We start from the raw sequence: 25371 nt of genomic DNA, 5'->3' as shown, positions 1-25371 counted from the left end.
GGTTCATGAAAGCAGGGCATTTATTGCTCACCGGGCAGCCTGAAGGATGTGAATACAATTTCTTCCGGAACACGGCTGGCGACCAACCGACGCCGGCCTAAAGTTATGCACTTGAGTTTATATTCCTTGGGTGGCATATTTGCATGGTCTGGGACATTGAATACACGGATGAATTCGAAGAGTGGTGGGATGGCTTGGATGCAAAGGAGCAATCGTCGGTGGCTGCCAGTGTTGATTTGCTGGGGCTGTTCGGGCCTGGGCTGCGCTTTCCCCATAGCAGCGATATCAAGGGTGCTCGGCACGGCAACCTGCGAGAGTTGCGGGTACAGCATGCAGGGCGACCTTACAGGGTGTTGTATGCCTTCGATTTTCGGCGCTGTGCAGTGTTGCTGATAGGTGGCGATAAAACCGCACAGCACCGTTGGTACCACGAGTACGTACCCTTGGCAGAGAAGCTGTACGACGTACATTTAGACTCATTGCGTAAAGAGGGCCGTGACCATGGCTAAGAAATTCGCGGAACTGAAAGCTCGCATGACACCTGAGGCGCACGCCGATGCCGAGCAGATATTTCAGCAACACTTGAAAGAAATGCCGCTGCATGAGTTGCGCAAAGCCCAGCAACTGAGCCAGGCAAGCCTGGCAAAGGTATTGAATATCAACCAGGCAGCGGTTTCGAAGATGGAGCGTCGTACTGATATGTACATCAGCACGTTGCGTGACTACATACGTGCGATGGGGGGCGAGCTGGAAATCATCGCCACTTTTCCGGATGGCCAGGTCAAAATTGACAACTTTGCCTGTTGAAGTAGCTGGGCTCTTCGCCAGATTCAGGCTATTCCCATTGTCCTGAGCGTGGCGAACGCTGGTCAGGATTCACCTTCCTTGTCGGCTCTGTTTGTTACTATCGCCATCCCTTCCGCCAGGAGTCACCGCCCCATGCAACACCAGTGGGATGAAATGCACCGCACCCGCAAACCCACGTTCGTCTTGTGTGGCGAGCCCCAGGGGGATGTGCTCAATCTCTATGTTCACGGTTATTCGGCATTCTTCAACCGTCAGCAACTGGGCAGTTTCAAGGAGCAACTGGCCGGTATCGAAGGGTCGACCAACCTGATGTTGTTCTGGCCGGCGGGGCATTTTCTGGAAAACCTGTTTGCACCGTTCAAGGACGTGCTCGCCTCGTTGCTCGGCGGTGGCGGCCTGGGCGCGGCGACGGTGGGCGTGGGCAAGGCCATTGCCTATTTTCTCGACCATTACAAAAGTGTCGAGGCACGGGTCGATGAAGTGGCCAAGACGTTATTGCCAGAGCTGGCCGGCTACCTGCACGACCAGTCGCTGCCGGTACGGCGCATCAACCTGATCGGCCACTCCCTGGGCGCGCGTATCCTGGTCAAGAGCTTGCTGGCCAGCCCCGAGATCGCTCGCGAACTGCCGCTCGATAACCTGTTGTTGATGGGCGGCGCGATTTGTACATCGAGCCCCTGGGACGATGTGTCGGCGCCGCTCAAGGGGCGGTTGATCAACTGCCACTCCAGCAAGGACTGGGCGTTGGCCATGAAACCCGATACCGAGCGTTGCATTGGCCGCTATGCGATTGACGTAACGCCTGCGCTCAAGGCCAAGGTCACCAATGTGCACCTGGCCAGCTTCGATCATGCCGCCTATTGGCCGCAGTTGAAGACGGTGGTGCAGTACACCGATTTGCTGCAGGAGCGGCGCGGCATGATCCGTGTGGACTCACGCAGCAGTGAAGTGCGTTTTGCCGAAGCGGACGTGGACCTGTACCCGGCATTGGTGCAAGCGCGGCCGGAGGAACTGAAGTTTCTTGCTGAACTGATGGCGCAAAAGCGCAGTGCCGCGATTGATGCCAGTGTGCGCGAGCCGTTGAAACTGGCCATTGAATTGCAGCGCATGGGCGGTGATAGCTTTATGAACCTGGCCCGCGGCCATGGCGTGGGCTATCGCCAGATTGCCGAAGATGTGGCGCAACGCCTGGGCATCAAGTTCGACCAACCACTTGAGCACGTGGCGCTGGCAGAGATCGAAGGGCAGGTCGCAGAAACACTGATCGAGCAATATAAGGACAAACTCAGTCGCGCTGATCGCCAGGCGTTCGAGGCCGAGCTCAAGGCGGCTGCACAGAAAGAGCAGGGGCTGTTCAACCGTTTCGATCTGGGGCGTTCGGCCACCACCGCCTTGAGCGGCACGGCGTTGGCCGGGCTGACCGGGTTTATCCTGCGGCGCGGTGCGGCCACGGCGATTCCGGTGGTGGGCCAGGCGCTGGCTGCGGCGATGTTGCTGGTCAGCGGGGTGCGAGCGTTTTCCGGCCCGGCATATTCGATCACCACCCTGGCGGTACTGGTGATCGGCGTGATTCGCCAGCGCATGGAGCGCGAGGCGCTTAACCAGGAACTGGAGCTGGTGGTGCAAGTGGTGGAAGCGTTTGACCTGCCGCGAGACACGGTGATGCGCACGATCGCGTCCGACTGATAAGCTGCTGCCCAAGTCTTGTGTATTTGCCTGGAATACCGCGTGAAATTCAGCCTGCCGAAAATCGCTACCGCCCCGTTCTGCCCGCCGGAAGTGGCCGGCTCTGTCGCTGTTGATCCCAAGGCCTCGTTTTTTAAACGGGTGCTGATGTTCGCTGGCCCCGGCCTGTTGATCTCCATCGGCTACATGGACCCCGGCAACTGGGCAACGGCCATTGAAGCCGGTTCACGCTACGGCTACAGCCTGTTGTTTGTGGTGCTGCTGGCCAGCCTGGCGGGGATGGCGGTGCAGTGCCTGTGTTCACGGCTGGGTATCGCCACTGGCAAGGACCTGGCGCAACTGTGCCGTGAGCGCTACAGCCAGCGCTCTGCTCGTACCCACTGGGTGTTGGCGGAAATCTCCATCATCGCCACAGACCTTGCCGAAGTGCTCGGCTGCGCCCTGGCGTTTCACCTGTTGCTGGGCGTGTCGCTGACCACCGGCATTGTTATCACTGCTTTCGATACGCTGTTGATCCTGGCCCTGCAAAATCGTGGTTTTCGCCGCCTGGAAGCGATCATGCTGGCGCTGGTCGCCACCATCGGCGTGTGCTTTTTCATCGAACTGGTGCTGATCAAACCCTACTGGCCCGACGTGCTCAGTGGCTTCACTCCGTCACTGTCGGCTATCAGCGATGCGGCGCCGTTGTACTTGGCCATCGGTATTCTCGGCGCGACGGTCATGCCTCATAACCTCTACCTGCACACCTCCATCGTGCAGACCCGCCTGATCGGCAAGGACCTGGCGAGCAAACAGGACGCGGTCAAGCTGGCGCGTATCGACACCATCGGCTCCCTGGCCTTGGCGCTGTTGGTCAACGGCGCCATCCTGGTGCTGGCGGCTGCAGCCTTCTACAAGACCGGCCATACCGATGTGGTGGAGATCCAGGACGCCTATCACCTGCTCGATCCCTTGGTCGGCGGTGCTTTCGCCAGCATTCTGTTCGGTATCGCCTTGCTGGCTTCGGGTCAGAGTTCGACCTTTACCGGCACCATTGCCGGCCAAGTGATCATGGAGGGTTACCTCAACCTGCGCATACCCTGCTGGCAGCGCCGCCTGATTACCCGTGGGCTGGCGCTGATCCCGGCGTTTCTGGGCGTATGGCTGATGGGTGATGATGCCATCGGCAAGCTGCTGATTCTCAGCCAGGTGGTCCTGAGCCTGCAGTTGCCCTTTGCGCTGTACCCGCTGATCCGCATGACCGGCGACAAGCAATTGATGGGGCCATTCGTCAACCGGCTACCCACGCGGCTGCTGGCGTGGTTTTTGTTCGCGGTGATCAGTGGGGCGAATGCGTGGTTGATCGGGCAGTGGGTGTTCTGAGCCAGGGTTGAGTCAGTGCTCTTTTTCTCAACCCGGCCTTCGAACAGTTTGCGCTCCGTCAGGGGGCGGTCACACTCACCGATCCCAATACGGCACCGTCCCAAAACACTCCACGAAATAGTCGATCACCGTGCGCACCTTCAATGAGAGCCTGCGGCTGCCCGGCCACAACGCGGCGATCTGTTGGGGCTCCAGGGTTGTCGCGACCTCATACTCACTCAGCACCGCCTGCAAGGTGCCGGCGCGCAGGCTTTCGCCAATCAGCCAGGACGGAAACACCACCAGGCCCAGGCCTTGTTCGGCGGCGTGGGTGAGTGTGTCGGCGTGGTTGCCAGTGATGGGGCCGCTGACGCTGTAGGGGGTCCAATCGCCTTGGCCGCGGCGGAAGAACCAGCGCTGCTGACCGGTGATGCCTTTGTAGGCCAGGCAGTGGTGGTGAGCCAGTTCGTCGGGGTGGCGCGGCGTGCCATGCTGGGCCAGGTAGGCGGGGCTGGCTGCGATGCGAAAGCGTTGCGGCGCGAAGATGCGCGCCTGCATGCCCGAGTCATTGAGCACGCCGATACGAAACAGCAGGTCGGTGCCGTCTTGCAGCGGGTCGACGAAGGTGTCGGTCTGCTGGATATCCAGTTGCAGCTTCGGGTAGCGCCGGCACAGCCCTCCCAGCCAGGGTGAAAGGTGACGCTGGCCGAACGCCATGGGCGCGTTGATGCGCACCAGGCCGCTGGGTTCGTTGTCTTGCTCCTGCAGGGCCTGGTTAGCCGTCTCCAACTGCTCGAGTAGCAAGCGTGCGTGACGGCCCAGCAGGCGGCCGGCTTCGGTGGGGCTGACGGCACGCGTATGGCGGTAGAGCAATTGCTGGCCGACGACCTGTTCCATCAGTTGAATCTGCCGCGAAATGGAGGAGGGCGCCAGGCTTTCGCGGCGGGCCACTTCGGAAAAGCTGCCCTGGTCCAGCACGGCCACAAACAGGCGTAGCGCCTTGAAACTCAGTTCATTCAAGCCCTGCATCGTCTCTCCAGGCTGTGCGTTTTGCGCAAAGGTGTTGTCCGCATACTCCCATTTATCGCACAGTACGGCCACCGGATAATGCGCGCCATGTTTTTCCTTTCTTGATACACGGGTGATGTATGCAGGCACGTTCTACCGAAGGCCTGGCGCAGGCCAGGCCGAGCAATAACCTTCTACGGCTGCTGCTGTTGCCGTTGGTGATTCTGGCGGGCATGGGTCTGTCGGTGGAGGCCGGGTTGCTCGGGCCATTGGGCGCGCAGGTCGGGCATTTGTGGGCGACGTTGAGCATCTTTGGCGTTGGCACGGCGATTCTGTTTTTACTGCTGCTGTTCAGCGGCCCGCAAAAGGGTCCAGCATTCACGCAACTGCCACGCTGGCAGCTGATCGGCGGGTTTCTGGGGCCGATGTACGTGGTGGTGTTGACCCTGGCCACACCGCACATTGGCATCGCGATGACCATGATCGCGATCCTCTCGGGCCAGGTGGGCAAGAGTGTGTTGATCGACCACTTCGGCTGGTTCGGCACGGCGCGCAAACGGGTCAATGGCGAGCGCTGGATCGCGTTGGCGTTGATTGTGGCGGCTCTGGTTCTGATTGCACGAGGTTAAGACGATGAATCTGTTTATGTTGTTGGTGGTGGTGATTGCAGCGGGGGCGGTGCTGAGTGTGCAGGCCGCTATCAATGGGCGTCTGGGCCAGACGGTGGGGGTATTGCGCAGCAGTCTGTTGACCTTCGCGGTGGGCGCGCTGACCACGGCGCTGTTGATATTTTTCTTCGAACCGGCCCAGGCCGTCAGCCTGCTGGAGGTGCCAAAGTGGCAATTGACCGGTGCCCTGTTTGGCGTGGTGTACATGATGGTGATGGTCGGCGCAGTGCCTGTGGTCGGCACAGCCGTCGCCACGGTGGCGGTGATTGTCGGGCAACTGGGCATGGGCATGCTGATCGACAACTTTGGCTGGCTGGGCAACCCGGCGATCGAGCTGTCGGGCAGCCGTATCCTCGCCATGCTATTGCTTGCCCTGGCGTTGGTGTTCATGTACCGCAGTAATAGCCGCCGGGCCGACTGACGGCGCTGAACCATGCTTGCTTGCCCAGGGTCACTGCTTAAGGTGCGGCGCTCGCCGCATCGGACGACCATGAAAAAGGAGTCTGACCATGCCAGATCAAACCTGTGCTTGCCCTCACTGCAAATGTGTATTGGGCGCTGACGCAATAATGAAAGACGGCAAGGGCTATTGCTGCCAGGGCTGTGCCGAGCACCATGCTCATGGTGAACCCTGCGCGGCGGCGACGGGTTGCGAATGCGCCAAGTCAGCCCACGGTTGACAGGATTGACCTGCAGGCCCGGCCACCCGGTGCCTGCAGGATGAGTAAAAACAGTTCGTTTGCCGGCGACCAGTCTTTACCATGGTCACCCGACCCGATTGATGTGTACCCGCCATGGCCCTGGCCGCGCCCCCCGACCTCAGTGATCACGCCGTTCCCGTGCAGCCTTTGGCGCGTACCTACCCGCGTGGGTTGTACGTAGAGCCGCACAGTCACGATTGGGGCCAGTTGCTCTACGCGATGAGCGGTGTGATGTGGGTCGAGACGCCCCGCGAAGCGCTGGTGGTGCCGCCCCAGCGTGCGGTGTGGTTGCCGCCGGGGGTGGAGCACGGGATCCGTGTGGTCTCCGATTTGCAGATGCGCAATATCTACCTGCGCCCGGCGTTGGCAGCGACCCTGGACAGCCAGGTGCAGGTCATAGAAGTGGGCCGCTTGTTGCGTGAGTTGATCGTGACATTGGTGGAGCAGGGCGATCACGGCGATGCGGCCTATTACGAAGCTGTCGTAGGCCTGGCCCTGTTGGAGTTGCAACGCGCACGGCGCTCGTCTATTCGCATCGCCATGCCGGTGGCGGCTGATCGTCGGCTGATCAATGCGTGCCAGGCCGTCATGGCGTCGCCCTCCCTGGACATCCCGTTCGAGCAGCACGCCGAGGCGGCGGGCGCCAGCGTGCGCACCCTGGCGCGGTTGTTCCAGCAGCATCTGGGCATGGGGTTTGCCCAGTGGCGCCGTCAGGTGCAGTTGGCTACGGCGGCGGCGGAGTTGATCCAGGGCCAGTCGGTAAGCGGTATAGCGCGCACCCTGGGCTATTCGCCCAGTAGCTTCAGTGACATGTTCCGACGTGAACTGGGAGTATCGCCGTCGCAGTACAGGGGATGGCCGAAATCCTGAAGCACTTGGCCGATACCCACGGTAGACGCGCCCTAGACTGAGCCCATCAATCAACCGGGCGCAGCATCCATGAGCTATTTGATTTCCTTGGCCATCGGCCTGTTTGTCGGCGTGATCTACGGCGCGCTGGACTTCCGCTCGCCTGCACCGCCCGCTATCGCACTGGTGGGCCTGATGGGCATGCTGCTCGGCGAAAAGCTCTGGCCCATGGCGCGGCAGTTGGTCAGTGGTTGGTTGTCCTGATCCCTTTTTCCTTCCACGGATGCCCTCTATGAACGCACTGCAATTTACCGACACCGGCGACCTCGCCCACCTGCGCCTGCTGGAGGTGCCCATGCCGGTACCGTCTGCCGGCGAAGTGCTGGTCAAGGTCAACGCGGCGGGCCTGAACCCCAGCGACGTCAAAAACGTGCTTGGCCGTTTCCCCTACACCACGCTGCCACGCATCCCTGGGCGTGACTTCGCAGGCGTGGTGGTGGAAGGCCCACAGGCATTGCTCGGCCAGGAGGTCTGGGGCACCGGTCGTGACCTGGGTTTTTTCGCTGACGGTTCCCATGCCCAATACCTGCGCGTGTCAGCCAAGGGCGTGGCGTACAAACCTACGCACTTGAGCTTTGCCCAGGCGGCCAGCCTCGGTGTGCCCTATACCACCGCCTGGGATGCCCTGGAGCGCAGCGGCGTTGGCAAGGGCACGCGCTTGCTGGTGGTCGGCGCCAACGGCGCGGTCGGCAGTGCGGCTTTGGCGCTGGCGAAGATACGCGGTGCGCAGGTATTGGCGGCCGTGCGCAAGGCCGATCAGCTCGAGATGTTGCAGGCCCAAGGGCTGGAGGCGATTGCCTTGGGCAAGCCGGAGGAATTGGGCGCGCAAGTGCAGGCCGTGTTCAAGGGCGGCGCCGACGTGATCTTTGACACTACCGGTTTCTGGCTGCCTGCCGCGGTGGCGGGGCTGGCACCGTTCGGCCGCATCGCCATCATCGCCGCACCGGTTGACGGCCATGTGCAGTTACCGGCCCTGGCGCTGTACCGTAAGGGCGGGTCGGTGGTGGGGATCAACTCTTTGCTCTATAGCTGCGAACAATGCGCGGTGATGCTGGAGGCGTTTGGGCGCTTCTTTGATGAAGGCCTGTTGCCGCTGCCTACAGGGTTGCGTGAAGTGGCGTTGGCGGAGGGTGTTCAGTGCTATGCAGAAGTGAACAACGGCAGCCCAGACAAAATCATCTTCCTGCCGTGATGGATAGAAATGTGGGAGCGGGCTTGCTGTGGCGAGGGAGCTTGCTCCCGCTCGACAGCGCAGCTGGAGCCGGCTTTTTTGGGGGCGCTACGCACCCCAGCGCAAGCAAGCTTGCTCGCCACAGCAAGCCCGCTCCCACAGAGTTGATCTTTATTCGGCTTCGGGAACGCCTTTTTCCCACGCCGACCAGTTCTTCACAATCGCTTGGACCAACGGGTTGCCCGTGCGGTACAGGTTTTCCAGCGCCGGTACAAACCCACCCTGGTCCGCATACTTGAGCAGGTTGTCCACTTCGCTGTAGCCAGGGTAAGGCCGGTCAAAGTCGGAACCTGCGCGCACCACGGCCAGACGCTGGATATCCACCAAGCCTTCGCGGCTGGCGCGCAGCAGCGCTTCGTAGGTGGAGTTGTCTTCCTGTTGGGTGGTGCAGTATTCGCCTTTGTTGTCGGTGAGCAACTTGGTCCAGACTTCGGCACGTTCGCTCAACCGGGTACCGGAAAACCAGGTGTTGCCCGCCAGGGTGTCGCAGCGGGTGACTTGCGGCGGCTGGTTGGCCGGGGCGGCGGGGTAGTGTTTGCGCCAAGCGGCGGACTCTGTGCTTTCTGTCAGCTCCACCTTGTGCGACAAGGCAAACGCCTTGGCTTGCAGCTTTTGGTTGAGCTCAAACACCTCGGTCTTGTAGTCCAACGGTGGTTTTTCGTTGGGGCCCTTGGTGTTGATCCCGATATAGCCCGTCGGCCAGTCCTTGGGTGCATCCCGTGAATCCAGCTCCCACTGCGTGCCGAACTCCACCAGGTAATGAGCCCAGGCGGCGGTGCCGATGGTGCCGTGCTTGGGGCTGATACCGGCGATTCCGGCGATCAGGAAGTAACTCTGGCGCAGGTCGAACTTAGGCGACAAGGCCAGGGCCAGGGTAGACGCGGCAGCGTTGGTCTGGCCCATGCCGGTCACCAGCAGGCACACGTCTTGGGTGTTGCAGCGAATCACGGGATATTCGGCGGACAAGCCCGGAACGCGTACTTCTTGTTTAAGCTCGAGGCGGTCGATCCAGGTTTGCGCCTCGGGGGCGAACATGGTGATCAGCATCACCTTGGGTTTGATCGGTGGCGGGTTATCCGCCAGCACCACGTGAGGCAATAGGGCCAGGCCGACGGCCAGCGAGACACGGGTCAATGCGTTCATCTACAGCTCCTTGATCAGAATTGATAGCCCACGCCAGCGTAGTAACCCCAGCCGTCTGAGCGTGCGCGGAAGTTGCCTTCGCCGAAATTCAACTCGCTGCCATCCTCCCAGTTGCCGCCGTTGTGAAAGTAACGGCCGACCAGGGTAAAGCGCAGGTGGGTAAACGAGTACAGCAATACGTTGGTGGCCACCAGGGAGTTGGCGGTGCGCGCCGGGTTGTCCTTGTGCAGGTCCGAGCCGAAATCGTAGTTGGTGAAACCGATGTAGGTCAGCGAGGCGCCGTTGTCGAACTTGCCAATGGGCACGATGTAATTCATCTGCGCTCGGTAGCCGTCCCAGGAATACTCATTGCTGGCGCCGTAGTTTTCCCACTGGTAGCGCCCGTAGAAATTGGCCGACAGGTTGACCCGCGAGTGGGTGTCGATATCGGTGCCCAGGCCGCTGTACAGGGTGTTGGCGCGGTTTTCCTTGCGGCTGCCGTGGTCATAGATCCAGTCAAAGGCCACATACCATTCCTTGAATGGGCCAATTGCCAGGCTGCGTCCTGCGAGGTAGTCGATGGAGATCCGCGGTTCATGCTCCATGAACACCGGCGAGCCATGGTCCCACACACCTTTGTCATTACTGTTACCGATGGTGAGGATCTTCGGCACATCGATATAGCCGTACAACTCAAAGGGGCCCTTGCGCCCGAAGTACTCGTATTCCAGGTAGACGTCATCTTGAGGCTTGGGGCCAAAACTGATGTCTTTGCTGCCAATCAGCGTGAGGTCCTGGTTAAACCACTCGGACAGATACACGCCTTTTTTCGCCGGGGGGTTGGCTTCAGGGCTGAGGGTTTCGCCCTGTGCTGAGTCATCCACGGGCTTTTCCTGCGCCAAAATGGGTGCACTGAGTACTCCCGTAACGGCAGCCAGTAGCAACGAAACGCCAAGACCAGCACGAGGCTTTGAGGTGGGGTGCATTGAAAGTCCTTATTCTTACGCGGTTTAAACCCGATTCGACGGGGAGGAGTGAACTTGGCGGTCAAGTTCGTTCCGCAAACGTTTGCACAGGTTGTACCAACTTGGGTCAATGGCTTGAACTATCTAGAAAAAGGAGCAATTAGCCGACGCTTTGGTCAGGAAAGCAGTGGGATTTCTGTCATCCTGATGCGTCACCCCTGTGGAGGAATCTGATGTTCGAACACTACCTGCGTGCCTGGGAGCTGAGTGCCGATGGAGAGCCTATCGTCACACCCGGCAGCCACCTGTTGCCGGTCCGCTGGAAGGGCGTGCCGGCGATGTTGAAAATTGCTCATACCCCTGAGGAAAAACTCGGCGGCCGCCTGCTGAGTTGGTGGGCCGGGGACGGCGCGGCACGGGTGTTCGCCCATGACCACACTGCAGTGTTAATGGAACGCGCCACGGGCCCAGGTTCCTTGATGCGCATGGCCCTCAATGGTCAGGACGACGAAGCCAGCCAGATCGCCTGCGCAACCCTGGCCCGGCTGCATGCGCCTCGTGTGTCGCCGCCCGAAGGGTTGGTTGGGCTGGATGAGTGGTTCAGATCCTTGTGGCACGCCGCCGAACAGGAGGGCGGTGCCTTACGCGACTGCGCGGCGACGGCCCGGACATTGCTGGCTGCGCAACAGGAGGTTGTGGTACTGCACGGTGATTGCCATCACGACAATATCCTCGACTTTGGCCCTCGTGGCTGGCTGGCGATCGATCCAAAGCGGGTGATGGGCGAGCGCGGTTACGATTACGCTAATCTGATCTGCAATCCGGACTTGCCGACCAGTAGCGATCCACTGCGTTTCCGCCGCCAGGTTGGGGTTATCGCCCTGGCGGCCGGCCTCTCACGTCCGCGTTTGTTGCAATGGGTGGTGGCTCATGCCGGGTTGTCTGCCGCCTGGTTTCTGGAAGACCAGGAGCGCGAGCGTGCCATGATTGAGTTGCAGGTTGCCCGTCTGGCACAGCAGGCACTGGCTCAAGGGGCGGGCGAGTAAGGCGGCGGGTGATGGGTAACCGGCGTGAATAATTGAAGTGCGGCCTGCCGCCGGTACTCACTCGGCGTCTGGTGCATTTCGATACGAAAGTGGCGATTAAAATTCGACAGGTTGGCGTAGCCCACCTCAAAGCAGATGTCCGCCACTGACATTTGGCTGTGCAACAGCAAGCGGCAGGCACGCTGCACGCGGAACTTGCGCATCAGGTCGATAAAGCCGTGGCCGGTGTTGCGCTTGAAAAACCGCGAAAAGCCGGGTTCGCTCATGTCCAGTTGCCGGGCGATGTCCGACAGGCGTACATCGCCGGTCAGTTCCCGCATCAGGTAGTCAAGCGCCTTGTTGATACGTTCGGCGCTGCGCGCATCCAGCGTCGGTGCATAGCACGGGCTGGCCAGGGTATTGGCCTGTGCAGGCGGTGCGTTCTTCAGGGTGTCGAGCAATTGCAGGAACAGGGCCAGGCGTTGCAGCCCCTGGGCGCAGCCGATGGCCTCCATCAGCCGTGCCGCGCTCGTTGCGGTCTCGCCGGTGAATTCGAGGCCCCGTCGCGCCCGTGCAAACAATGACTGTAAATCACCGAGCTCAGGCAGGGTGGTGCGCAGAGCGAGCAGGGCAGCGCCGTCGAATTGCAGCACCACATCACGCCCGTGCAGGTATTCGCCCGGGGCCAGGTCGCCGATCCAGTCGTGGGGCAGGCCAGGGCCGATCAGTGCGACATGCCCTGCGCTGAACGCACCGATATAGTCGCCCGCCACCAGCTTGCCGCTGCCTTGGCGGATCAGGTGGATTTCGAATTCAGGATGGTGGTTCCAGCGTGCCAGTTCATAGGGATAGTCATGTTCGAACCAGCGAAAACCATGTTCCGGTTCGGTCAGGATCACCTCAAGCTCGGCAGGGCGATGCTCGAACAGGGTGGCGGGGCTGACGGGCATGGTGCTGCCTCTTGTGGCGGTGCAATTTTCCCAAAATACCCGCACTGGCAATCGCTGCGCTAGCCCCGGTTTCGCCCGAGACTGATACTTTTTTGATCCTGTGCCTCAGGTTAAAAAAGTATCAGCCGCGCATTCGCCAGCCGTTTGTGAGGCGGCAGGCCAAGCTGCTGTAATCGAGGCTCAACAACAAAGGTCGGCTAGCTGTTCTCGGCGGTGTTCACCGGCTACCGGCAATAACCTTTACAGGACCCCCCATGAAACGACTCGAAGGCAAAAGCGCGCTGATCACTGGATCGGCGCGAGGCATTGGCCGTGCGTTCGCCCAGGCCTACATCGCTGAAGGCGCCACCGTGGCCATCGCCGACATCAACCTGCAACAGGCCCAGGCCACCGCCGCCGAACTGGGGCCCCAGGCTTACGCCGTGGCGATGGACGTCACCGACCAGGCCTCCATCGACGCGGCGATCGCCACGGTGGTGAGCCACGCCGGCAAGCTCGATATCCTGATCAACAACGCCGCCCTGTTCGACCTGGCCCCCATCATCGACATCACCCGCGACGGCTTTGAACGGCTGTTCTCGATCAATGTCGCCGGCACCCTGTTCACTCTGCAGGCCGCAGCCCGACAGATGATCAGCCAAGGGCATGGCGGCAAGATCATCAACATGGCCAGCCAGGCCGGGCGGCGGGGCGAGCCGTTGGTGGCGGTCTATTGCGCGACCAAGGCGGCGGTGATCAGCCTGACGCAATCGGCGGGCTTGAACCTGATCAAGCAGGGCATCAACGTCAATGCCATCGCCCCCGGTGTGGTGGACGGCGAGCATTGGGATGGGGTGGATGCGCTGTTCGCCAGGCATGAAGGGCTGGCGCCTGGCGAGAAGAAAAAGCGCGTAGGGGATGAGGTGCCGTTTGGGCGGATGGGCACAGCTGAAGACCTGACTGGCATGGCGATCTTCCTGGCGTCGACGGACGCCGACTATGTGGTGGCCCAGACCTATAACGTTGATGGCGGCAATTGGCTGAACTAGCGGTTGACGCTGACCCAACTGTGGGAGCTGGCTTGCCTGCGATAGCGTTGGTGGATTCACTCCCGTCATTGCAGGCGAGCCAGCTCCCACCTTTGAACTTCAGCGTGCTTGAGAATAGGGTAAGTCAGCAACGCATCGATCCCCGCAGTAAACTGTCCCATACATCAAGATTTTTACGCTCGCCCGGAGGCGGTCGTACGTGCAGACCACTCGAGAACGACCATGAGCCTTTCGAAAGCCGCCATCGCTTCATTCGACGTCGACGCCCAGAAGAGCTTCACGCCTTTGTGTCCCAACGAGTTGCCAGTGGCCGGTGGCGACGGCATTGGTGCCGAACTCAATTACATGGCCAGTCTCGCCGGCCACCGCATCGGCAGCAAGGACGCCCACACCCCCCAGGCACCCTGGGTCGTCGCGCAGCACAGCGAGATGTTGCAACCCACCGGCCTGGCCCATGCCGATGTGACTTGGGTCAGCCACTGCGTGCCGGGTACCGAAGGGTTCACCCTGCTCGATGAATTGCCCACGCCCTATGACTACGACTACTTCATCTGGAAAGGTGTCGAGCCCGACCTGCACCCCTACGGCGCCTGTTACCACGACCTGCACGACAAACTGTCCACCGGCGTCATCGAGTACCTCAAGGCCCACGGCGTGGCCCGCGTAATCGTCGGCGGCCTGGCCCTGGACTACTGCGTCAAGACCACCGCGTTGCAATTGCTCAAGGCCGGCTTGCAAGTGATCCTGCATTTGCCGGCGTGCCGAGGCATCAGCGAGGAGGGCGGTGTACAGGCTGTCGACGAATTGCTCAAGGCTGGTGCACACATCAGTCGCACCCGCGAAGAACTGGCCCTGATTGCGCAGGGCTAAGCCTCAACGCTCAATCGACCGACTCCACCGCGCATTCCACTGCGGCCGTGCCTGGTTGACCTGGTCCCAATCAATCGAAATGGCCGTTTGCAGATAACCCTGCATGGCCTCTACCCGCGCACGGGTTTTGTCGGTGGTGGGGGTGGTCGGGTTCGACGGGATCTGGTCACCTTCTTCCAACGCTGGCGCCTGGGCCTGGGCGGTCAGCAAGAACGCTGCGAGCTTTTGCGCCAGTTCCGGCTGGTCATTGCGGGCGATCACGCATTCGGCCACGTTGAGCACCACCGCACCTTCTTTGGGTTGCGCGTACTCCATCGGTATGCCGAGCAGCTTTTGCGTGGCGACCTGGGTCGGGGTCAGGGGGAAGATCGCGGCCTCGTCGGTTTGCACCATCTCGGAGATCTTCGCCGAGCTGGCGATGTATTCCAGCACGTTGGGGCCCACGGTCGTAGGCCAGGCCTTGAAGCCCGGTTCCACATTGGTTTCATCGCCACCCTGGATGCGGTTGAACATCAGGAAACCATGCAGGCCGAAGGTGGAGGAGGCCAGGGACTGGAACACCACTTTGTCCTTGAAGCGCGGGTCGGCCAGGTCCATCCATGAGGTGGGCGCGGCCCAGCCTTTGTCTTTGAACATCTTGGCGTTGTAGCCCAGGCCGGTGACGCCCAGGGTCACGGCCACGGCTTCGTCCTTGATTCGGGCCTTGGCCGGGATCTGTTCCAGTGGCGGGCTCGGCGCGAGCTTGTCGCACAGGCCCATGGAGATGGCGCGGTACATGATGCCGTCGTCGAGGAACATCACATGCATCTGCGGGTTGGCCTGGTTGGCCTGGACCTTGGCAAGGATGTCCGAGGAGGTGCCGGGTACGATGACGACCTTGACGTTATTGGCCTTTTCGAAGGCGGGCAGCACCTTGTCGGCGTACACCCGTTCCATGGTGCCGCCGTTCATGCCCAAGTACAGCGTAGGGGCGGCATGGGCCGTGCCGGTGAGCAAGGCGATGGACAAGCAGGACAACACGAGACGTGATTGCATGGGTTTTTCCTCTCAGGCTTGGAAACGACGGATGGAAAACGCTTCGATGGGTTGGCGGCTGGCGCCGTCGCAGACGATCTCTGCCAGGGCTTCACCAACTGCGGGGCCGAGCTGGAACCCGGCGCCGGCAAAGCCGAAGCCGTGGAGCAGGCCGGATTGGGTACTGCTGGGGCCGATCACCGGTTCGTGGTCAGGCAGGTAACCTTCGGTGCCACTCCAGGTGCGAATGGCCTGGGCTCCCTGGAGAAACGGGTAGAGTTCGCCGGCATTGCGCAGGATCTCCAGCACCGCCGCCTGCCCCGGCCGGGCCTGCTGTGGGCCCAAGGCAAAGCCGCGCCCGCCGCCGAGAATGCAATTGCCACGGGCGACTTGCCGAGCATAGATGCCGCCGCCCTCGACGCCGGTGCTGACGGTCATCACTCCCGGCAGTGGCTCGGTGACCAGCATTGCCGGGTGCGCCGAGATAATCGGCACCGGCTCGCCCAATTGCGCGGCGACCTTGCCGGCCCAGGCGCCGCCGCAGTTGAGCAGCCAGGGCGCTTGCAAGTGCAGGCCGTTGGCGCAGTGCACCTGGAACAGTCGGCTGTCGTGCTCGATGCGGATCACCTCGGCTTGCTCGTACACCGCAGCGCCGTGGCGTTGGGCGGCACGGGCAAAGGCTGGGGACACCAGTCGCGGGTTGGCATGCCCATCATCCGGGCACAACGAGGCGCCCACTGCCACGTCGCCCACCCAGGGAAAACGCTTGCGCAACTCGCTGCGGTCCAACAGCTGCAAGCCCAGGCCAAAGCCTCGTGTCTGATCGGCGTAGGCTTGCAGGGCGGAAAAATCCCCGGGGCTGCGCGCCAGCTTCAAATGCCCGGAGCGCACGTATTCACCCTCAATACCAATCAACCCAGGCAGGTCAGCCCACAGTTGGTGAGCGCGCTGGGACAGCGGTAATTGATGCAAGGGCCGCCCCTGGCGCCGCACGCCGCCGTAATTGACGCCGCTTGAGTGCGAGCCACAAAAATCCCGTTCGACCAGTGCCACCCGCTGGCCTTTTTGCGCGAGCACCAAGGCCGCCGAAGCCCCGACGATGCCCCCCCCCAAGACGATGACGTCGATCATGGCTGTACCTGCACGCCAAACGGCAGCGGCTTGATCGGTGCCTGGCCACGCAAGCGCCCGATCTGTGGGAGGTCGCGGCCGCTGCGCTCTGCCACGATTTCCGCCGCCGCCAACCCGCACATCCGTCCCTGGCAGCGGCCCATGCCAACGCGGCAATGGGCTTTGACCCGGTTGATTTCCCAGTGGCCTTCATCTACCACGGCGCGCATCTCGCCGACGCTGACCTCTTCGCAGCGGCACACGACCAGTTCGTCCGGCGCCTGCGCAGCCCAGTGCTCAGGGAAGGGGAACGCGGTTTCCAGGCCCTGGCGAAAGCGCTGGATACGCGCCAACTGCCGCTCCAGTGTAGCCCGACGGTGCGGGTCGACCGCGACGCCGGTATCTTCCAGCAACGCCAGCGCGGCACATTCGCCGGCCATTTGCGCGGCATCGGCGCCCATGATCCCGGCGCCGTCGCCCGCCAGGTACACCGTGTCGACACTGCTGCGCCCGGCGCTGTCACGTTGCGGCAGCCAGGCGCGATTGAGCGGGTTCCAGGCAAACTCACAGCCGAGCAGATCGGCCAATTGCGTTTCGCTGCGCAGGGCGTGGGCGAAGGCCACCGCATCGCAGGGCAGGGTCTGTTCGCCCCAGCGAATACCACGTACCCGTTGGTCGCCGTCGATCTGCTTGAGCATTGCGCCCTGATACACGGCAATCCCGTGGGCGGTCAGCCAGGCGCGGTAATACATGCCCTTGGCCAGGGTCGCCGGTTGCCTGAGCAGCGCCGGCAAGGCCCGGCATTGGGCGCTCAGCGGCGCACTGTCGAGCACCGCCAGCACGTTAGCACCGGCCCTTGCGTATTGGTAAGCGACTAAATAGAGCAACGGCCCTGAGCCACAAAACACCACGCGTTCGCCAATCGCGCAACCTTGGTACTTCAAGGCGATTTGCGCCGCGCCCAGGCTGTAGACACCGGGCAATGTCCAGCCCGGCACAGGCAGGATGCGGTCGGTGGCGCCGGTGGCGACTATCACCTGCGCGTATTCGAGGCTGTCGGCGCGCCCGTTATTGAGCATGTCCAGGCGACCGTCCTCGGCATTCCATACCAAGGTATCGGGCCGATAGTCGATCAAGGCTGCCAATTCATCCATGGTGCGGTGCACGGCTTGGGCCTTGCGCGCTTCAAACCCGTAGATCTGCCTGGCAGTGCGTTGAAACCCTGGAGGTTGGCGCCGATAAATCTGCCCGCCACCGCGCGGGCTCTCATCCACCAGGCAAGGTGTAATGCCATGGTCGAGCAACGTGCGCGCCGCGCTGATCCCCGCCGGGCCTGCACCCACAATCACCACCGGCTTCATGGCTGGCGCCCCGGGTCACGGCTGATCGCCTGGCCGTCTTCAAGCAGGGTCGAACAGGCGCGCACCCGCCGCCCGTCGGCCAGCCGCACCCAACAATCCTGGCACGCGCCCATCAGGCAAAACCCGGCGCGGCGCTCGGCACTGAAATCGCTGCCGCGCAGGTGCTCGGCACAGGTCAGCATGGCGGTCAGCAGGGTGTCGCCGAGCAACCCCGTGGCGGGTTGGCCGTCGAGGGTGAAGGCCAGGGCAGGGCGTTGGGTTTCGCTCAGTCGCTTGAACAAGGCCATCAGTGTTTCCCCACCAGCACGCGGTCCAGGCCGTAGACCCGGTCGAGCACAATCATGGTCGCTGCCGTCAGTGCGATGACCAGCGCCGACACGGCCGCCATCATCGGGTCGATGGACTCGGTGGCGTACACATACATGCGCACCGGCAAGGTTTGCGTGGCCGGCGAGCTGACGAAAATCGACAGGGTCACTTCATCGAAACTGTTGATGAACGCCAGCAACCACCCACCGGCCACGCCAGGCAAAATCATTGGCAGGGTGATCTGCCGGAACAGCGTAAAGCGCCCGGCCCCGAGTGATTCGGCGGCCTGCTCGGCACTGCGATCAATGCCGATGGCCGCCGCCAATACCAGGCGCAACACGTAGGGGGTGATGATCACCACGTGCGCAAGCATCAGCCAGGTAAAGCTGCCGTTTACGCCCATCAGCGCAAACAGGCGCAGCATGGCCACCCCCAGCACCAAGTGCGGAATGATGATGGGCGACAGGAACAGCGCGCTGAAGAAATCGCGCCCCGGGAACGAATAGCGACTGATCGCCAGGGCCGCCGGCACCGCAATCAGGGTCGCCAGGGTGGCGGCGGTGAAGGCCAGGATCAGGCTGTTGTAGAACGCCTGGATAAAGTCAGCGCGTTCGAACACTGCGCGAAACCAGCGCAGGGAGAAGCCCGACGTGGGCAGGCTCAAAGTGTTCTCTGGCGTGAACGCCACCAGGCACACCACCACCAGCGGCGCCATCATGAACAGCACCACCACCGCATGAAAACCGAGGGCCAAAGGACCGTTTCTGGACATGTGCTTAAACCCCCAGGGACTTTTTGTAGCGGCCTTCGACCATGCGGTTCCAGCTCAGCATGATCAGCAGATTGACCAACAGCAGCGCCACCGCGAGGGTCGCGCCCATGGGCCAGTTGAGTTCCGAGAGGTACTGGTCGTACACCACGGTGGCGACCATCTTCAGGCGCCGCCCGCCCAGCAGGCCGGGGATCGCAAAGGAACTGGCGGCCAGGCCGAACACGATCAAGGTGCCGGACAGCACACCGGGCATCACTTGGGGCAGCACGATCTTGCGCATCACCGTGACTTGGCTGGCGCCCAGGGACAACGCCGCCTGTTCGGCCGACGGATCGAGCTTTTGCAGGGAGGTCCACACCGGGATGATCATGAACGGCAGCATCACGTGCACCAAGGCAATGATCACGGCGAACGGCGTATAGAGAAGCTTCATCGGGCGCCCGCCGAGGGCCTGGATCACCTGGTTGACCAGGCCGTCGGCGCCGAGCAGCAGGCTCCAGCCAAACGCACGTACCACCACTGAAATCAGCAGAGGTGTGAGGATCACTATCAGGAAAATCGAGCGCCACGGCGTGCCCATGCGGCTGAGGATGTAAGCCTCCGGCACGCCGATCACCACGCACAGTAGCGTCACCAGGGCACTGATCCAGAACGTGCGCCAGAAAATCTCGTAGAAGTAGGCGTCGCTCAACAGCGCCCAGTAATGGGCCAGGGTCCACTCATCGGCCTTTACGCCTACTTGGTAGTCGAACACATTGAACGACAGCACCAGGGTCAAGCCCAGCGGCACGATCAGCAGCCCGGCAAACAGCACCAGCGCTGGCAGCGAGAGCAGGTAACCGCGACTCATGGGTGCACCTCATCGGCGGCCAGTACCCGCAGCAAATCGGCCTGCCATTGCAGGCCCACTGCCGCGCCGCTAGCCAAAGGTGCGCTGCCGTCGTTACTGCGCACCACGGTGATTTCGCCCAGGGCGGTCTGGACGCGGTACAGCCATTGGCTGCCGAAAAAGTAGCGGTCCAGCACTTTGCCTTGCACGCGCCCGGTGCCAGGGTCCACCAGTTGGATTTTTTCCGGGCGCAGGCTCAGGGTCAGCTTGCCTGCGCTGCCGTCGTGGCGTACTTGGGGGGCGCCGAGCGCGTCGTAGTCGCCAGCCAGCAGGTTGGCCTTGCCGACGAAGTCTGAGATAAACCGCGTGCGCGGGTGCTCATAGAGCTTGTACGGCGCATCGATCTGAGTCACACGCCCGGCCTGCATTACCACCACGCGGTCGCTGATGGACAGGGCTTCGGCCTGGTCATGGGTGACCATCAGGGTGGTGATGCCCACCGCGCACTGGATACGACGGATTTCAAATTGCATCTCTTCGCGCAGGTTGGCGTCGAGGTTGGATAGCGGCTCATCGAGCAACAACACCGGCGGTTCGATCACTAGCGCACGGGCCAGGGCCACGCGCTGGCGCTGGCCGCCGGACAGCTCACGAGGGTAGCGTTGCGCATGTTGGGCCAGGCGCACCAGCTCCAGCACGGTATTGACGCGGGTGGCGATATCGGCCGCAGGCACCTTGCGCATCTTCAGGCCGAAGGCCACGTTGTCGCGCACACTCATATGCGGGAACAGCGCGTAGCTCTGGAACACCACGCCCAGGCCACGGCTGGCGGGCTTGGCGTGGGTAATGTCGCGACCGTCGAGCAGGATCTGGCCGCCGCTCACGTCGACGAAACCGGCGATCATTTGTAGGGTGGTGGTCTTGCCACAGCCTGAAGGGCCGAGCAGGGAAACGAACTCGCCTTGTTCCACCGCCAGATCAGTGGCGACCACCGCATCGACGGCGCCATAGCGTTTGCTCAAGGCTTTGAGTTGGAGAAATGCCATGTTTGCGTTCCACCTTTATTCAGTCGCGTCTAAACGCGCTTTCTTGTTTTGGGCAGATGCGAAAAGTGCGGTGCCGGTGCGTTGGCGCTCGATCTCAAGTCGGCTGCCGGTTGTTGTTCATTTCGCCCCTGTGGACGCAGATTAGGACGGAGACTAGGATGGGCGGAAGCTGAAATTTCACTCAACGGACTACTATTTTGCGATTTATTCATTGATCAGAATTATTAACGAGATTAGGTGTTATGGATTCCACTGAGCGAAATGACGGCGGCAAAGAAGTTGGTGCGGGCAGCGTCTCCCGGTTGTTTGCTGTGCTGCGAACCCTTGGGCAGGTACCCGAGGGCGGCGAGCGGGTCACCCAGCTCGCCCAACAGGTGGGCTTGTCCCAGCCCACCACCCATCGTCTGCTGCGCAGCCTGATGGACGAAGGCATGGTTGAGCAGGATGCACGCAGCAAGCGCTATCGCCTGAGCCTGGAGTTTTTCGCGTTGGCGGCCAACGCGGGCAAGACCGGCAACCTGCGCGACCTGGTGCGCCCCAGCCTGTTGCGCCTGAGCGCTTCGCTGGGGGACTCGCTGTTCTTGCTGGCGCGCAGCGGCTTCGACGCCATTTGCCTGGACCGCAGCGAGGGGCCGTATCCGATCCGTACCTTCACCGGCGATATCGGTGGGCGCGTGGCCTTGGGTGTGGGGCAGGGCAGCCTGGCGATCCTGGCGTTTCTGCCGGAAGAAGAGCGCGAGACGGTAATCCGCTACAACCTGCCACGGCTCAAGGACTTCCACCTGTACGACGAAGTGCTGTTGCGCTCCGAAGTGGAGAACGTGCGCAAGCTGGGTTATGCGGCACGCAACACCGGTGTGCTGGAAGGCATGGCAGGGCTGGCGGTGCCCATCCTCAACCGCGACGGGTATGCGGTCGCGGCGTTGAGCGTGGCGACCATCAGCGACCGCCTGGGGCCGAGCCGCTTGCCGATGGTGGTGGAGTTGTTGAAGCGCGAGGCGGCGGCCATCGGGCCGCGGCTCAATCCGTTTGACCCGACGTTGCGCAGGCCGTCGCAGACCTTTGGGGGTTAACACGGGCCTTCACAACAGCATATTGGATCCAGTTACGGTATAACCCTGAGACGCTTTCGTGATTCGAGGCCCCGTTTTTCATGCAAAACCCTTTGCAACGTCCGCTGTGGCAAATCTACCTGTTGTTCCTGGCACCGATGGTGCTGTCCAATTTCCTGCAAAGCTTTTCCGGCACCCTCAACGGCATTTACGTTGGCCAGATGCTGGGCACCCAGGCATTGGCCGCGGTGTCGGGGATGTTTCCCATCGTGTTTTTCTTTATCGCCCTGGTGATCGGCCTGGGGGCGGGCGCCTCGGTGTTGATCGGCCAGGCATGGGGCGCCCAGGAGACCGGAATGGTCAAGGTGATTACCGGTGCCACCCTGACCCTGGGCGCGTTGGTGGGCCTGGTGGCCGCTGTGCTGGGCAGCCTGTTCGCGCGCCCGGCATTGCAGGCGTTGGGCACGCCGGTGGATGTGCTCGACGATGCCGTGGGCTACGCCCAGATGATGATGTTGATCATGCCGTTGCTGCTGGTGTTCATCCTCTATACCCAACTGTTGCGTGGGGTCAGCGACACGATTTCGCCGTTGCTGGCATTGATGGTCTCAACCCTGGTGGGCTTGCTGCTGACGCCTGCGCTGATTCGCGGCTGGATCGGCCTGCCGCCCATGGGCATCCAGAGTGCGGTGTATGCCGGGCTGGTGGGTAACGCTTTGGCGATGCTGTTTCTGGTCCTGCGCCTGCGCCACAAAAACCACGTGATGGCGCCAGACCGCGAGCTGCTTGCCGCCTTGCGCCTGGACCGCGTCGTCCTCGGCAAAGTCCTGCGCATCGGCCTGCCGACGGGCTTGCAGATGGTGGTGCTATCGCTGTCGGAGCTGGTCATCCTGGCCCTGGTCAACGGCCACGGTTCCCAGGCCACGGCGGCCTATGGCGCGGTGACGCAGATCGTCAACTATGTGCAGTTCCCGGCGCTGTCGATTGCCATCACCGCCTCTATCCTCGGCGCCCAGGCGATTGGCGCCGGGCGCCTGGAGCGTATCGGGCCGATCCTGCGCACGGGGCTTGTGATCAACCTGTGCCTCACCGGTGGCTTGATCGTGCTCGGCTATGGGCTGTCCCACTGGTTGCTGGGCCTGTTCATCACCGACGACAGCGCACGGGTACGGGCCGAACACCTGCTGCACATCATGCTCTGGAGCATTCTGGTATTCGGCTTCCAGGCGGTGATCGGCGGCATCATGCGCGCCAGCGGCGTGGTGCTGATGCCGGTGGCGATCTCGATCTTCTGCGTGCTTGGCGTGGAACTGCCAATGGCCTATCTGTTCAACGCCCACTTCGGATTGGAAGGAGTGTGGATGGCATTTCCGGTGACCTACCTGGCGATGCTGGTGTTGCAGATCGCCTATTACCGCCTGGTGTGGCGGCATAAGCAGATCAAACGGTTGGTGTGAGGCTCAGCCCCTGCAGGAGCAGCTCCAGGCCTTGCAAGCCTTCCTCCAGCCGTGTGCCCGGGTGTTCATCCCGGGCAATCCACAACGCGGTATTGACCAGGCTGCCGTTGATCAACTGCGCCAGTGCGTGGCTGGGTGCCGTCGGCATCAGGCCCGCTTGCATCAGGGCCTCCAGCAATTGACGCAAGGACTCCACGCAGTGTTGTTGGGAGCCGGTGTCGCCCAGTACCGCCGGTGCATCCTGCAATACAATGCGCTGGATTTCCGGGTCCTGGGCCATGCGCAGATAGGCCCGGCAGCGCTCGCAAAAACCACTCCAAGGCTCTACGGCCTGCTCCGAGATGCGTTGCAAGCGCGCGTCCATCTCGCTGTCGAGTTGAGCGACCACCGCCGCCAGCAGCCCTTTCTTGTCACCAAAGTGGTGATACAGCGCACCGCGCGTCAGGCCGGCGCGGGCGTGAAGTCATCCATCGAGGTATTGGCATAGCCTTGGGTGGCGAAGGCCCGGCGCGCGCTCGCTATCAGGCGGGCGCGGGTGTCTTCGATCATTTCAGCTCGGGCTCGGCTCATGGGCGTCTCTTGGCTAAGTGATTGACATACGCTGCGTATGCGAAGCATGATTTGCCACATACGCGCCGTATGTATTCTGCCCTGATGGTTTCAGATAGCAAGCTCAGGGCGTCGAGCAAGAGGTCAAGCAGGATGGCAAACCCCTACGCTGAATTATTCCAGGTCCCTGGTGCCCGGGCCTTTGTGCTCGCTGGCATGCTGGCACGCATGCCGATATCCATGACCGGCATCGGCCTGATCACCATGCTGTCCCAGGTGCATGGCGGCTATGGTCTGGCCGGTTCGGTGGCGGCAGTGTTTGCCCTGGCCACGGCGATTTGCGCGCCGCAAGTGTCACGTTGGGTGGACCGCTACGGCCAGGGCAGGGTGCTGCCGATTGCCGCGCTGATCGGCGGCGGGGCGCTATTGATGTTGCTGCTGTGTACGCGGTTGCAGGCGCCGAATTGGACGCTGTTTCTGTTCGCCGCGCTGGCGGGCTGCATGCCCAATATGTCGGCCATGGTGCGAGCGCGCTGGACCGAGTTGTACCGTGGCCAGCCCAGGCTGCAAACCGCGTTTGCCCTGGAGTCGGTACTTGATGAGGTGTGCTTCATCATCGGCCCGCCCATTTCGGTGGGGTTGAGCGTGGCGGTGTTCCCAGAAGCCGGGCCCCTGGTGGCGGCGTTGTTGCTGGCGGTGGGCGTCACCACCTTTGTGCTGCAACGGCAAACCGAGCCACCGGTACACGCGCATCAGGGAGCACACGGTCGCTGGCTGATTGCGTCGCCGTCGGTATTGATCCTGATGATTTTGCTGCTGGCCATGGGCGTGATCGTCGGCGTGGTGGATGTGGTCAGCGTGGCCTTCGCCCAGCATCAAGGCCAGCCGGCGGCGGCGAGTATTGTGCTGTCGGTGTATGCCATTGGTTCGTGCCTGGCGGGGTTGGCCTTCGGTGCCCTCAAACTCAAGGCACCGTTGCCACGCCAGTTCCTGTACTGCGGCGTAGCCACGGCGTTGACCACCTTGCCCTTGCTGCTGGTGAGCAATATTCCCGGTTTGGCCGCTGCAATCTTTATCTCCGGGCTGTTCTTCGCGCCCACCTTGATTGTGTCGATGGCCATGGTGGAGCAGATCGTCCCGGCCAGCCGCCTTACCGAAGGCATGACCTGGCTGATCACCGGCCTGAGCATCGGCGTGGCCATTGGCGCCGCCAGTTCGGGATGGATGATCGACCACTTTGGCGCCACCAGCGGTTTTTGGGTGGCGCTGGCGGCGGGGACGGTGGTAGCGGGCTCGGCGGTATTGGGTTACCGGCGATTGGGATGAAGTATGGCCTTGCACGTTTGCTTGAGCAGGTCATTCACGGCTTCGCGAAAGGCCACTTCCAACGCGGGTTCGGTTTGGCCTTCATAACTCACCAGCGCGCTGATGTACAAAAGCCTGCCAAACAGGCAATTGTCGTCAGCGCTGTATTCAATTGAGCCGTTATAGCCCTTGTAGTGCAGTTGGCGATTCATTCCGCTGATTTCCCTCGTGTAGACGCGTGGATAACCTGACCTCG

At 62.0% G+C, this 25371-nt stretch carries 27 protein-coding genes and 2 pseudogenes; 16 read left to right on the top strand and 13 right to left on the bottom strand.

The genetic code is table 11. The features are described from left to right. The first annotated feature begins 143 nt into the window (after positions 1-143). From HBO10_RS17765 to HBO10_RS17750, 4 genes are all read left to right on the top strand, one after another. Positions 144-509, top strand: a complete 366-nt coding sequence (locus HBO10_RS17765) for a type II toxin-antitoxin system RelE/ParE family toxin (protein WP_034127312.1) — start codon at positions 144-146, stop codon at positions 507-509. Further along, the gene (locus HBO10_RS17760) at positions 502-807 is read left to right on the top strand and encodes an XRE family transcriptional regulator (protein ID WP_034127313.1); all 306 of its coding nucleotides are present in this window, start codon (positions 502-504) and stop codon (positions 805-807) included. Before HBO10_RS17765 ends, HBO10_RS17760 begins: the two co-directional genes overlap by 8 nt. 132 nt (positions 808-939) lie before the next feature. Next, positions 940-2493: a DUF726 domain-containing protein gene (locus HBO10_RS17755; protein WP_034127314.1), complete on the top strand. Its 1554-nt coding sequence runs from the start codon at positions 940-942 to the stop codon at positions 2491-2493. A 42-nt stretch (positions 2494-2535) separates the two neighbouring features. Beyond that, a complete protein-coding gene (locus HBO10_RS17750) occupies positions 2536-3855 on the top strand; it encodes an Nramp family divalent metal transporter (protein WP_034127315.1) in 1320 nt (439 codons plus the stop codon). A 75-nt stretch (positions 3856-3930) separates the two neighbouring features. On the opposite strand, the gene HBO10_RS17745 is transcribed toward HBO10_RS17750, so the two are convergent. Then, entirely contained in the window at positions 3931-4863 is a 933-nt protein-coding gene (locus tag HBO10_RS17745; protein ID WP_034127316.1) for a LysR family transcriptional regulator, read from the bottom strand. Positions 4864-4982: 119 nt separating this feature from the next. On the opposite strand from HBO10_RS17745, the gene HBO10_RS17740 reads away from it, so the two are divergent. The 6 genes from HBO10_RS17740 to HBO10_RS17715 all read left to right on the top strand — a co-directional run bounded on the left by HBO10_RS17740 (position 4983) and on the right by HBO10_RS17715 (position 8312). Beyond that, complete coding sequence (locus HBO10_RS17740) at positions 4983-5471, top strand: DMT family transporter (protein WP_014718846.1); 489 nt, start codon at positions 4983-4985, stop codon at positions 5469-5471. 4 nt (positions 5472-5475) lie between these two features. Next, the gene (locus tag HBO10_RS17735) at positions 5476-5931 is read left to right on the top strand and encodes a DMT family transporter (RefSeq protein WP_003191976.1); all 456 of its coding nucleotides are present in this window, start codon (positions 5476-5478) and stop codon (positions 5929-5931) included. An 88-nt stretch (positions 5932-6019) separates the two neighbouring features. Beyond that, a complete protein-coding gene (locus tag HBO10_RS17730) occupies positions 6020-6190 on the top strand; it encodes a putative metallothionein (RefSeq protein ID WP_019816816.1) in 171 nt (56 codons plus the stop codon). A gap of 114 nt (positions 6191-6304) precedes the next feature. After that, positions 6305-7081 carry a helix-turn-helix transcriptional regulator gene (locus HBO10_RS17725; protein ID WP_034127317.1) on the top strand — a complete coding sequence of 259 codons (777 nt, stop codon included), beginning with the start codon at positions 6305-6307 and terminating at the stop codon, positions 7079-7081. A 69-nt stretch (positions 7082-7150) separates the two neighbouring features. Further along, positions 7151-7324 (top strand): DUF1427 family protein, encoded by a 174-nt coding sequence (locus tag HBO10_RS17720; protein WP_014718843.1) that lies wholly within the window; start codon positions 7151-7153, stop codon positions 7322-7324. A gap of 28 nt (positions 7325-7352) precedes the next feature. Next, entirely contained in the window at positions 7353-8312 is a 960-nt protein-coding gene (locus HBO10_RS17715) for a zinc-binding alcohol dehydrogenase family protein (RefSeq protein ID WP_034127318.1), read from the top strand. 150 nt (positions 8313-8462) lie between these two features. On the opposite strand, the gene HBO10_RS17710 is transcribed toward HBO10_RS17715, so the two are convergent. Both HBO10_RS17710 and HBO10_RS17705 read right to left on the bottom strand, forming a co-directional pair. Continuing rightward, positions 8463-9494, bottom strand: coding sequence for a purine nucleoside permease (locus HBO10_RS17710; RefSeq protein ID WP_034127319.1), 1032 nt, complete (start codon positions 9492-9494; stop codon positions 8463-8465). A gap of 14 nt (positions 9495-9508) precedes the next feature. Further along, positions 9509-10459 (bottom strand): nucleoside-specific channel-forming protein Tsx, encoded by a 951-nt coding sequence (locus HBO10_RS17705; protein ID WP_169922043.1) that lies wholly within the window; start codon positions 10457-10459, stop codon positions 9509-9511. Positions 10460-10671: 212 nt separating this feature from the next. On the opposite strand from HBO10_RS17705, the gene HBO10_RS17700 reads away from it, so the two are divergent. Then, the gene (locus HBO10_RS17700) at positions 10672-11484 is read left to right on the top strand and encodes an aminoglycoside phosphotransferase family protein (RefSeq protein WP_034127320.1); all 813 of its coding nucleotides are present in this window, start codon (positions 10672-10674) and stop codon (positions 11482-11484) included. On the opposite strand, the gene HBO10_RS17695 is transcribed toward HBO10_RS17700, so the two are convergent. Next, positions 11466-12413, bottom strand: coding sequence for an AraC family transcriptional regulator (locus tag HBO10_RS17695; RefSeq protein ID WP_034127321.1), 948 nt, complete (start codon positions 12411-12413; stop codon positions 11466-11468). The two genes, HBO10_RS17700 and HBO10_RS17695, sit on opposite strands and share 19 nt — an antisense overlap. Positions 12414-12667: 254 nt before the next feature. On the opposite strand from HBO10_RS17695, the gene HBO10_RS17690 reads away from it, so the two are divergent. Both HBO10_RS17690 and HBO10_RS17685 read left to right on the top strand, forming a co-directional pair. Further along, positions 12668-13441, top strand: a complete 774-nt coding sequence (locus tag HBO10_RS17690) for an L-iditol 2-dehydrogenase (RefSeq protein WP_034127322.1) — start codon at positions 12668-12670, stop codon at positions 13439-13441. 222 nt (positions 13442-13663) lie between these two features. Continuing rightward, a complete protein-coding gene (locus tag HBO10_RS17685) occupies positions 13664-14311 on the top strand; it encodes an isochorismatase family protein (protein WP_034127323.1) in 648 nt (215 codons plus the stop codon). Positions 14312-14314: 3 nt separating this feature from the next. On the opposite strand, the gene HBO10_RS17680 is transcribed toward HBO10_RS17685, so the two are convergent. From HBO10_RS17680 to HBO10_RS17650, 7 genes are read right to left on the bottom strand one after another with little or no spacing between them, the layout of a single operon-like run. Beyond that, positions 14315-15346 carry an ABC transporter substrate-binding protein gene (locus tag HBO10_RS17680; protein WP_034127324.1) on the bottom strand — a complete coding sequence of 344 codons (1032 nt, stop codon included), beginning with the start codon at positions 15344-15346 and terminating at the stop codon, positions 14315-14317. A 12-nt stretch (positions 15347-15358) separates the two neighbouring features. Then, positions 15359-16456, bottom strand: coding sequence for an FAD-dependent oxidoreductase (locus tag HBO10_RS17675; RefSeq protein WP_034127325.1), 1098 nt, complete (start codon positions 16454-16456; stop codon positions 15359-15361). Then, positions 16453-17796, bottom strand: a complete 1344-nt coding sequence (locus tag HBO10_RS17670; RefSeq protein WP_034127326.1) for an FAD-dependent oxidoreductase — start codon at positions 17794-17796, stop codon at positions 16453-16455. The genes HBO10_RS17675 and HBO10_RS17670 overlap by 4 nt, the downstream gene beginning before the upstream one ends. Beyond that, complete coding sequence (locus HBO10_RS17665) at positions 17793-18083, bottom strand: (2Fe-2S)-binding protein (RefSeq protein ID WP_014718832.1); 291 nt, start codon at positions 18081-18083, stop codon at positions 17793-17795. The genes HBO10_RS17670 and HBO10_RS17665 overlap by 4 nt, the downstream gene beginning before the upstream one ends. Then, positions 18083-18877, bottom strand: a complete 795-nt coding sequence (locus tag HBO10_RS17660) for an ABC transporter permease (RefSeq protein WP_034127327.1) — start codon at positions 18875-18877, stop codon at positions 18083-18085. Before HBO10_RS17660 ends, HBO10_RS17665 begins: the two co-directional genes overlap by 1 nt. Positions 18878-18881: 4 nt before the next feature. Next, positions 18882-19727 (bottom strand): ABC transporter permease, encoded by an 846-nt coding sequence (locus HBO10_RS17655; protein ID WP_034127328.1) that lies wholly within the window; start codon positions 19725-19727, stop codon positions 18882-18884. Beyond that, entirely contained in the window at positions 19724-20752 is a 1029-nt protein-coding gene (locus tag HBO10_RS17650; protein ID WP_034127329.1) for an ABC transporter ATP-binding protein, read from the bottom strand. The genes HBO10_RS17655 and HBO10_RS17650 overlap by 4 nt, the downstream gene beginning before the upstream one ends. A gap of 242 nt (positions 20753-20994) precedes the next feature. Here HBO10_RS17650 and HBO10_RS17645 point away from each other — a divergent pair, with 242 nt between their 5' ends. Next, positions 20995-21825: an IclR family transcriptional regulator gene (locus HBO10_RS17645; RefSeq protein ID WP_034127330.1), complete on the top strand. Its 831-nt coding sequence runs from the start codon at positions 20995-20997 to the stop codon at positions 21823-21825. Positions 21826-21905: 80 nt separating this feature from the next. After that, positions 21906-23261 (top strand): MATE family efflux transporter, encoded by a 1356-nt coding sequence (locus HBO10_RS17640; protein WP_034127331.1) that lies wholly within the window; start codon positions 21906-21908, stop codon positions 23259-23261. Here HBO10_RS17640 and HBO10_RS17635 read toward each other — a convergent pair. After that, a pseudogene (locus tag HBO10_RS17635) lies at positions 23245-23831 on the bottom strand (TetR/AcrR family transcriptional regulator). The gene HBO10_RS17640 and the pseudogene HBO10_RS17635 sit on opposite strands and share 17 nt — an antisense overlap. 132 nt (positions 23832-23963) lie before the next feature. On the opposite strand from HBO10_RS17635, the gene HBO10_RS17630 reads away from it, so the two are divergent. Then, positions 23964-25136 (top strand): MFS transporter, encoded by a 1173-nt coding sequence (locus tag HBO10_RS17630; protein WP_034127332.1) that lies wholly within the window; start codon positions 23964-23966, stop codon positions 25134-25136. 2 nt (positions 25137-25138) lie between these two features. Here HBO10_RS17630 and HBO10_RS17625 read toward each other — a convergent pair. Then, positions 25139-25327, bottom strand: a pseudogene (locus HBO10_RS17625) (type II toxin-antitoxin system HicB family antitoxin); the annotation flags it as partial. Positions 25328-25371 lie beyond the last annotated feature (44 nt).

The sequence above is a fragment of the Pseudomonas sp. WS 5503 genome, assembly GCF_012985385.1.
GTDB classification, from domain to species: Bacteria; Pseudomonadota; Gammaproteobacteria; order Pseudomonadales; family Pseudomonadaceae; genus Aquipseudomonas; species Aquipseudomonas paracarnis.
The sequence above is the reverse complement of the archived record's forward strand: the minus strand, read 5'-3'. Positions and strand labels throughout refer to the sequence as shown.

Excerpts from the sequence above, each read along its gene's own strand:
- HBO10_RS17705 (WP_169922043.1), bottom strand. The coding sequence starts at position 10,459 with ATGCACCCCACCTCAAAGCCTCGTGCTGGTCTTGGCGTTTCGTTGCTA.
- HBO10_RS17685 (WP_034127323.1), top strand. The coding sequence starts at position 13,664 with ATGAGCCTTTCGAAAGCCGCCATCGCTTCATTCGACGTCGACGCCCAG.
- HBO10_RS17720 (WP_014718843.1), top strand. The coding sequence starts at position 7,151 with ATGAGCTATTTGATTTCCTTGGCCATCGGCCTGTTTGTCGGCGTGATC.
- HBO10_RS17745 (WP_034127316.1), bottom strand. The coding sequence starts at position 4,863 with ATGCAGGGCTTGAATGAACTGAGTTTCAAGGCGCTACGCCTGTTTGTG.
- HBO10_RS17630 (WP_034127332.1), top strand. The coding sequence starts at position 23,964 with ATGGCAAACCCCTACGCTGAATTATTCCAGGTCCCTGGTGCCCGGGCC.
- HBO10_RS17700 (WP_034127320.1), top strand. The coding sequence starts at position 10,672 with ATGTTCGAACACTACCTGCGTGCCTGGGAGCTGAGTGCCGATGGAGAG.
- HBO10_RS17660 (WP_034127327.1), bottom strand. The coding sequence starts at position 18,877 with ATGTCCAGAAACGGTCCTTTGGCCCTCGGTTTTCATGCGGTGGTGGTG.
- HBO10_RS17640 (WP_034127331.1), top strand. The coding sequence starts at position 21,906 with ATGCAAAACCCTTTGCAACGTCCGCTGTGGCAAATCTACCTGTTGTTC.
- HBO10_RS17670 (WP_034127326.1), bottom strand. The coding sequence starts at position 17,796 with ATGAAGCCGGTGGTGATTGTGGGTGCAGGCCCGGCGGGGATCAGCGCG.
- HBO10_RS17690 (WP_034127322.1), top strand. The coding sequence starts at position 12,668 with ATGAAACGACTCGAAGGCAAAAGCGCGCTGATCACTGGATCGGCGCGA.
- HBO10_RS17710 (WP_034127319.1), bottom strand. The coding sequence starts at position 9,494 with ATGAACGCATTGACCCGTGTCTCGCTGGCCGTCGGCCTGGCCCTATTG.
- HBO10_RS17645 (WP_034127330.1), top strand. The coding sequence starts at position 20,995 with ATGGATTCCACTGAGCGAAATGACGGCGGCAAAGAAGTTGGTGCGGGC.
- HBO10_RS17665 (WP_014718832.1), bottom strand. The coding sequence starts at position 18,083 with ATGGCCTTGTTCAAGCGACTGAGCGAAACCCAACGCCCTGCCCTGGCC.
- HBO10_RS17715 (WP_034127318.1), top strand. The coding sequence starts at position 7,353 with ATGAACGCACTGCAATTTACCGACACCGGCGACCTCGCCCACCTGCGC.
- HBO10_RS17725 (WP_034127317.1), top strand. The coding sequence starts at position 6,305 with ATGGCCCTGGCCGCGCCCCCCGACCTCAGTGATCACGCCGTTCCCGTG.
- HBO10_RS17675 (WP_034127325.1), bottom strand. The coding sequence starts at position 16,456 with ATGATCGACGTCATCGTCTTGGGGGGGGGCATCGTCGGGGCTTCGGCG.
- HBO10_RS17735 (WP_003191976.1), top strand. The coding sequence starts at position 5,476 with ATGAATCTGTTTATGTTGTTGGTGGTGGTGATTGCAGCGGGGGCGGTG.
- HBO10_RS17760 (WP_034127313.1), top strand. The coding sequence starts at position 502 with ATGGCTAAGAAATTCGCGGAACTGAAAGCTCGCATGACACCTGAGGCG.
- HBO10_RS17730 (WP_019816816.1), top strand. The coding sequence starts at position 6,020 with ATGCCAGATCAAACCTGTGCTTGCCCTCACTGCAAATGTGTATTGGGC.
- HBO10_RS17695 (WP_034127321.1), bottom strand. The coding sequence starts at position 12,413 with ATGCCCGTCAGCCCCGCCACCCTGTTCGAGCATCGCCCTGCCGAGCTT.
- HBO10_RS17655 (WP_034127328.1), bottom strand. The coding sequence starts at position 19,727 with ATGAGTCGCGGTTACCTGCTCTCGCTGCCAGCGCTGGTGCTGTTTGCC.
- HBO10_RS17755 (WP_034127314.1), top strand. The coding sequence starts at position 940 with ATGCAACACCAGTGGGATGAAATGCACCGCACCCGCAAACCCACGTTC.
- HBO10_RS17765 (WP_034127312.1), top strand. The coding sequence starts at position 144 with ATGGTCTGGGACATTGAATACACGGATGAATTCGAAGAGTGGTGGGAT.
- HBO10_RS17650 (WP_034127329.1), bottom strand. The coding sequence starts at position 20,752 with ATGGCATTTCTCCAACTCAAAGCCTTGAGCAAACGCTATGGCGCCGTC.
- HBO10_RS17740 (WP_014718846.1), top strand. The coding sequence starts at position 4,983 with ATGCAGGCACGTTCTACCGAAGGCCTGGCGCAGGCCAGGCCGAGCAAT.
- HBO10_RS17680 (WP_034127324.1), bottom strand. The coding sequence starts at position 15,346 with ATGCAATCACGTCTCGTGTTGTCCTGCTTGTCCATCGCCTTGCTCACC.